Origin of the sequence: Niveispirillum sp. (assembly GCF_017996735.1) — a bacterium.
Classification (GTDB): Bacteria; Pseudomonadota; Alphaproteobacteria; order Azospirillales; family Azospirillaceae; genus Niveispirillum.
Map to the genome: position 1 here is coordinate 1 of NZ_JAGOGJ010000246.1, position 4,640 is coordinate 4,640.

The following is a 4,640-nucleotide window of genomic DNA, read 5'->3' on the forward strand; positions in this document are numbered from 1 at the left end:
TCCGGGGGCGGCGGGCGCGGGCCGGCATCGACGCGCAGGCCGTGCTGGACCGCCATGGCAGCCGCGACGCCGTGCTGGCGCCCTGTTCGCGGGAAAAGCTGCTGCGGGCGGCCGTGGCCCGCTGGTCCGTGGCCCGGACCGCCCCCCATGAACGCTGGACCGACAGCCTGTCGGGCTGGACCACCGCCAGCCCGCCACGCCACATGCCGCCGGAAATCCGCCGGGCGGTGGAAACCGCCTATTCGCTGCCGATCAGTGTGGCCGGCGCCATGGCCGAACTGGACTATTGGGAAAAGCGCGGGGCAGAGATCGCCGCCATGCGCGGCCTGGATGGACAGGTGGTGGCCGAGGATGCGGACCCGACCCTGCATCTGGACCTGCCAGCCTATGCCCGCGCCATCGTCATACGCCGGCTGGTGGAACATTCCCTGCGCGCCGCCACGATCCAGGATGCCCTGGCCAGGGCCGAATATTGGCGGGCGCATAGCGGGCGCGGAAGCTGGGTGGAAGCGGCGATCCTGGCCGATCTGCGCCACCTGGCCGGCATGGAACGCGCGGCGCGCGGCCAGGATGGTACAGATGCGGATACCGGGCAGCCCACCCATTTCCGCACCGCCTCCGAACGGCGCGAAGAAGTGATCCGTATGCTGGCGGATGCCGATCTGGCCGCCCTTCCCGACCGGGAAATCGCCCGCCGCGTGGGTGTTTCGCCCCAGACGGTGGGCAATCTGCGTCGCCGTGTGGGCGATGGCGGACACCGGGGAGATGGGTGATGCGTTGTCCGGCCCTGCCGCTTCTGTTGGCCCTCGGCCTTATGACACCGGTGGCTATGGCGCAGAAGGCGCCCTTCACGGTGGCGCCGGACCTGTTCGACGCCGACCGTCCCGGCGATCTGGGCCTGCAAATGGCGCCGGGTACACAGACCTTCACCATCCATGCCCCGACCACCGGCAGTGACACATTCCATAACGGCGTTGTCCTGATCGCGTTCCAGGGCGTGCTGCATGCGCAATGGCAGGTATCGCAGCGGGACGAGGACACGCTGGACACCTGGATCGCCCATAGCCGCAGCGAAGATGGCGGCCGCACCTGGACCCCGCCCGTTGCCTTGTCGCCCAGCGCCACCAAACCGGGGGAAATGCGGTCCAACGGCGGCTGGTGGACTGATGGCAGGCGGCTGGTCGCCTTCACCAATGTCTGGCCCACGGGGTTCCAGTCAGGCGATGGCGGCTATGCCGAGTACCGGATCAGCGAGGATGGCCGGACCTGGTCATCCCCCCGCCGCGTCATGGGCAAGGATGGCAAACCTGTCGAAGGCATCATCGAGCAGGACCCCCATGCCCTGCCGGGCGGGCGCATCGTCACCGCCTTTCATCAGCGGCCGGGCATGATCGTGGCCCCATTCTATACGGACGACCCGCTGGGCGTGACCGGCTGGGTCAGGGGACGGTTCGAAAATCTGCCGCATGACGGGCTGGTAAGCCGCGAGCTGGAACCCAGCCTGTTCCTGCGCGGCTCCTGTGCCACCATGGTTTTCCGCGATCAGGATGAAAGTTTCCGCACCCTGGCGTCTGAAAGCTGTGATGGTGGCGAGAACTGGACCCGCCCCGCGCTGACCGATATGCCCGATGCCCGCGCCAAGCAGAGCGCCGGCAACCTGCCCGACGGTACGGCGTTCCTGGCCACCGCCGTCAGCCATGACAAGATGCGCATTCCCCTGGCACTGACCCTGTCGTCCGATGGCAGCCGATTCGACCGGTCATTCCTGCTGCGGGGCGCCGGTGACCTGCAGCCCCTGCGCTTTGCGGGCCGCTACAAGCGGCCGGGATTCCACTACCCGAAAAGCCTTGTCTGGAACAACCATCTCTATGTCGCCTACAGCACCAACAAGGAGGATGTGCAGGTCACCCGCGTGCCGCTGGCAGCATTGATGGCGGCGCGCCGCTGAACAGGCCGTCAACCGTCCTGCTCCTCCTCATCCCGGTACAGCGGCGATGACAATTCCGCCCGCACCTGCTCGATCAGTGATATCGGGGTGAAGGGCTTGCCGATGAAACCATCCATGCCCGCCGCCGCCAGCGCCGGCCAGGCCCGCTTTTTTTCCTCTGCCGTCATGGCGATAATGCGTGTGTCGCGGCGGGGCCCGGAAAGGGCGCGGATGCGCCGCGTCGCCTCCACCCCGTCCATGCCCGGCATCTGCACATCCATCAGCACAGCATCGAAATCCGTCGCGGCGACGGCATCGACAGCCTGCTGTCCGGATGTGGCCTGGCTGATACGATAGCCCGCACGGCTCAACAGGCTGCCGACCAGGGTCAGGTTCAAGTCGCTGTCATCGACCACCAGCAGATGCGCCCCCTCCTCCGTCACCGCCGTCGGCGCCGGTGGTTCGGGATCGGGCGCCGGCGGCGGGGTGGGGGACCGCTGCGCCAGCCGGGCCAGGATGATGGAAAGCCGGTCCAGAACCGGTTCCGCCGCCGCTTCCCAGCCGGGCTTGTCGCCCCTGATCATGTCCTCCACCGAGCGGGCCGCCAGCCCCAGATCGGCCGCGCCAATACTGGCCGCCGTTCCCGCCAGCGCATGCAGGATGGGTAAGACACGGGCCGCCTCACGCGATTGGATCGCGGTGCGCAGATGGGCGAAATCGCCGCCCTGCTGCCGGGCGAACCCCTCCAGCAGGCGCGCGAGCAGATCGGGATTGCCCCCCGCCCGCTTCAGCGCATCGTCGATATCCAGCAGGGGCGACAGATCATCCAGGGCCGCCATGCCAGGCCGGGGAAGGATGGTGGCCGGCGCCACGACCTGCGGCCCGTCATGACGCGGCAACCAGGTCAGCAGCGCCTCCACCAGTTCGTCGACCACCACCGGCTTGGTCACGTGACCATCCATGCCGGCTTCACGGCATTTCTGCCGATCGCTTTGCAGGGCGTGCGCCGTCATGGCCAGGATCGGCACGCGCGGCTGGCCAGGCACGGCCAACGCCTCCTCGCGGATCACCCGTGTGGCCTGATAGCCATCCATCACCGGCATCTGGATATCCATCAGCACCAGATCGAAACGGCCGGCCTTGGCCCTGTCGGCCGCCTGACGCCCGTCTTCGGCCAGCGTGACATTCATGCCCCAGCGGGTCAGCAGGTCGAATGCCACCTGCTGGTTCAGCGGATTATCCTCCACCAGCAGGATGTCGGCACCGGCCACGGGGGCCAGCCTTTCCTCCGGCGTGGCGGTGAACAGCGCCTTGGACCCGGTGTGGGCGAAGGCCTGACGCAGCGCCTCGCGCAGGGCCACGGGCGTCACCGGCTTGGCCAGGATCTGCCGTACCGGGGTGCCGGCCGTCGCCGCCGCCAATTCGTCCACGTCATAGGCCGTCACCATCAGCATGGGCGGCGGCGGGGCCGCAGCCGCCATGATGGCGCGGCAGAGATCCAGCCCATCGGCATCCGGCATGCGCCAGTCGGTGATGACCAGATCGAAGGGACGGTCCGCCGTATCCCGCAGGCGGTCAAGGGCCGCCTCCACACTGCGCACCCCTTCCACATCGACGCCGTACTGGTTCAACATGCTGGTCAGCACATCGATGGCCAGCATGCTGTCATCGACCAGCAGGGCCCGGCGGCCGGCAAGATCGACATCATTATGCAGAAGATCGCCGGACGCAGCGGGACGCCAGCGCAGAGGCAGGCTGAAATGGAAGCGGCTGCCCTGTCCGACGGTGCTGTCGACACCGATCGTGCCGCCCATCATCTCCACCAGTTGCCGGCAGATGGCCAGCCCCAGGCCGGTGCCGCCATAACGGCGCGTGGTGGAGCTGTCCGCCTGCGAAAAACTGACAAACAGGCGCTCCAACTGCTCCCGGCTCATGCCGATGCCCGTATCCTCCACCTGCACCGACAGGCGCAGGGTTTCATTCTCCACCGCCTCGAAGGACGCGGTGACGGTGACGCCGCCCACATGGGTGAATTTGACGGCGTTGGCGATCAGGTTGCTGATCACCTGCGTCAGGCGCAGCGGATCGCCCAGAAGCACACGCGGCACGCCCGCGGGCCGCCGCAGGACAAATTGCAGCCCGTTGCGCCGCGCCTCATCCGCATGCAGGGAGGCGACGCTGTCCAGCAACTCATCCAGCAGGAAATCCACACACTCGATGGTGACGCGCCCGGCCTCGATCTTGGACAGGTCCAGCACGCTGTTGATGATGCCCAGCAGCGACTTGCCCGCCTCCTCGATCTTGGTCAGATATTCGCGGGCCTTGGGCGGCAGGTCGGTGCGCAGGGCCAGATAGCTCATGCCGATCACGGCATTCATGGGGGTGCGGATTTCGTGGCTCATATTGGCCAGGAATTCCGACTTGGCACGGCTCGCCGCCTCGGCCGCCAGCTTCGCCTCGCCCAGCGCTTCAGCCAGCCGTTGCAGTTCCGCCTCGCGCCGCCGCGCCTCCGTGACATCGGTGTAGGAAGTGACGAAGCCACCGCCCGGCATGGGATTGCCATGCGCATCCAGCACCGTGCCGTCCGGCCGCGTCAGTTCGAAATGGTGCGGCTCATCCCTTCCGGTCGCCGCCAGCCTTTCGCTGATCACGGCATCGACACCATTGGGCGGGACTGGACCATATTCCTCCCGCAACGCCTTCCACCGGATAA

Annotated in this window: 3 protein-coding genes; 2 read left to right on the forward strand and 1 reads right to left on the reverse strand. The window is 67.5% G+C overall.

Features of this window, described 5'->3' with window-relative positions; translation table 11 throughout:
• Both KBA48_RS32550 and KBA48_RS32555 read left to right on the forward strand, forming a co-directional pair.
• Positions 1-773: helix-turn-helix domain-containing protein (locus KBA48_RS32550; protein WP_292912822.1), on the forward strand; the 773-nt coding region annotated here is incomplete at its 5' end.
• Positions 773-1,948 carry a sialidase family protein gene (locus KBA48_RS32555; RefSeq protein WP_292912823.1) on the forward strand — a complete coding sequence of 392 codons (1,176 nt, stop codon included), beginning with the start codon at positions 773-775 and terminating at the stop codon, positions 1,946-1,948. The genes KBA48_RS32550 and KBA48_RS32555, both read left to right, overlap by 1 nt.
• 8 nt (positions 1,949-1,956) lie before the next feature.
• On the opposite strand, the gene KBA48_RS32560 is transcribed toward KBA48_RS32555, so the two are convergent.
• Positions 1,957-4,640: response regulator (locus tag KBA48_RS32560; protein ID WP_292912824.1), on the reverse strand; the 2,684-nt coding region annotated here is incomplete at its 5' end.

What these genes read in the sequence shown, in the direction of transcription:
- KBA48_RS32555 (WP_292912823.1), top strand. Translation starts at nt 773, where the DNA reads ATGCGTTGTCCGGCCCTGCCGCTTCTGTTGGCCCTCGGCCTTATGACA.